This window comes from Sandarakinorhabdus sp., from assembly GCF_031422795.1.
Lineage (GTDB): Bacteria > Pseudomonadota > Alphaproteobacteria > Sphingomonadales > Sphingomonadaceae > Sandarakinorhabdus.
In genome coordinates this window covers 1-1,744 of record NZ_JANPML010000453.1, presented here as the reverse complement: position 1 = coordinate 1,744, position 1,744 = coordinate 1, and the positions used below count along the sequence as shown (strand labels likewise).

The window sequence follows — 1,744 nt, the reverse complement described above, 5'->3', positions numbered from 1 at the left end:
ATGGCCACTTTATCGGCCATCACGTCGCCATGCCGGATCAGGGCATGTTGGGCGACGGCTTGGCGGCCTCTTCGCCTTCGGGCACCGGGCCATCGGCGATCGTCACATCCACGCGGCGCGCTTCAGACAGCGACGTTTCAGCCAGGTTGGTGTCTGCCGGCTTGACCAGATCGATCTGATCCGTGCCGACACCCTGGCCAACCAGCGCATCGCGCACGGCAAAGGCGCGGGCTTTCGACAAGGCGGCGTTCAAAGCCGCATCGCCGCGCGGATCATTGTAGCCCGACACGACCATGTGATGGCCGGGGTTGGCATCCAGCCAATCGCGCACCGCCTGCGTGTGGCCACCAAAGCTGGCATCGAGATCGGCCTTGCCTGTATCGAAGTAGATCGAAACCTGCGGGCGGCCTTCGACGACCTGTTCTGTCACGCCAGCGCCATCGGGCACGGCAACCAGCGCTGCCGGTGCAGCAGGCGCCACTGGTGCAGCAGGCGCCGCGACGCCGTCTGACGGACCCATGACGATCATCGCGGCCACGACGCCAAACAGCGCAACGCCGGCGACGAGCGGCAACAGCAGGCCAGCGTTCCTGGATTTGGCCGGCGCCGGGCGGCGGGCCAGGATGGCGGCTGCCATCAAAGGCGGCGGCGCGGCGACGGCTGCGAGCGCCGGAGCGACAGGCGGGGCGGGCGGCGGCGGCGGGGCGGGCGGTGGCGGCGGGGCCATCACCGGCTCGGGAGCAGCAGCCACCGGCGCTTTGACGACGGGTGCAGCCTTGGGCTTGCTGGCCTTGGCCGGGGCCTTTGCTGCCGGCTTTTCCGCCTTGGGCACGGCGGCAGCAGCGAGCGGAGCAGCCACAGCAGCCTTGGTGGATTTGCCCTTGGGACGGAAATCTTCCAGCCGGCCAAAGGCATCGGCAAGCAGATAATAGACGGTCACGCGGTTCTTGGTGCGATCGGCCTTCATGCGATCACCAACCGCAGCGATGGCGGCGTCCAGCACATCATCGGCATCGGTCAGCGCCAGCTTCTTGCGCAGGAAATTGGCCTTCACCCGGTCAGTTTCGGTCTTGTCCGAAAAGGCGACCAGCGAGGAATCCTTGTTGCGCAGCGCGATACCGCAATAACGCACGATGCCGGTGATGATGTCGCCATCAGCATCGGCCACATATTTGCGAACGTCGATTGACCAATCTTCCGCCATTACGGCCCCCTCCATGATTGAAGTGGCGAAGCTATCTGCAATCGGGCGCTTCGGCAATCCGTCTTGCCGCGCCGCTGGCATCGCTCGCCGCACTCGGCTATGGCGAATGCCGTGCAGGGCAAGACCATCCTTCTGATCGTGGGCGGCGGCATCGCGGCTTTCAAGGCGCTGGAACTGGTGCGCGAGCTGGGCCGCGCCGGGGCGCGTGTGCTGCCGGTGCTCACTGAAAATGGTGCGCGCTTCGTCACGCCGCTGTCGCTTTCGGCGCTGGCCGGTGAGAAAGTGCGCACCAGCCTGTGGGATCTCGAAGACGAAGCCGCCATGGGCCATATCCAGTTGAGCCGCGCGGCTGATCTGGTTGTCGTCTGCCCGGCCACGGCCAGCCTGCTGGCGCGCGCAGCCGGCGGCCAGGCCGATGATCTGGCCACCACGCTGCTGCTGGCCACCGACAAGCCGGTGCTGATGGTGCCGGCGATGAATGTGCGGATGTGGCTGCATGCCGCCACCCAGCGCAATATTGCGACGCTGCGCCATGATGGC

At 66.5% G+C, this 1,744-nt stretch carries 2 protein-coding genes; one reads left to right on the top strand and one right to left on the bottom strand.

Annotated features, from left to right (window positions below):
- Nucleotides 1–37: 37 nt before the first annotated feature.
- Complete coding sequence (locus RMO81_RS15330) at nt 38–1,219, bottom strand: DUF2853 family protein (protein ID WP_310476808.1); 1,182 nt, start codon at nt 1,217–1,219, stop codon at nt 38–40.
- Nucleotides 1,220–1,303: 84 nt separating this feature from the next.
- Here RMO81_RS15330 and RMO81_RS15325 point away from each other — a divergent pair.
- Nucleotides 1,304–1,744 (top strand): flavoprotein (locus RMO81_RS15325; protein WP_310476807.1); only part of this gene is annotated, 441 nt, incomplete at its 3' end.

What these genes read in the sequence shown, in the direction of transcription:
- RMO81_RS15330 (WP_310476808.1), bottom strand. Translation starts at nt 1,219, where the DNA reads ATGGAGGGGGCCGTAATGGCGGAAGATTGGTCAATCGACGTTCGCAAA.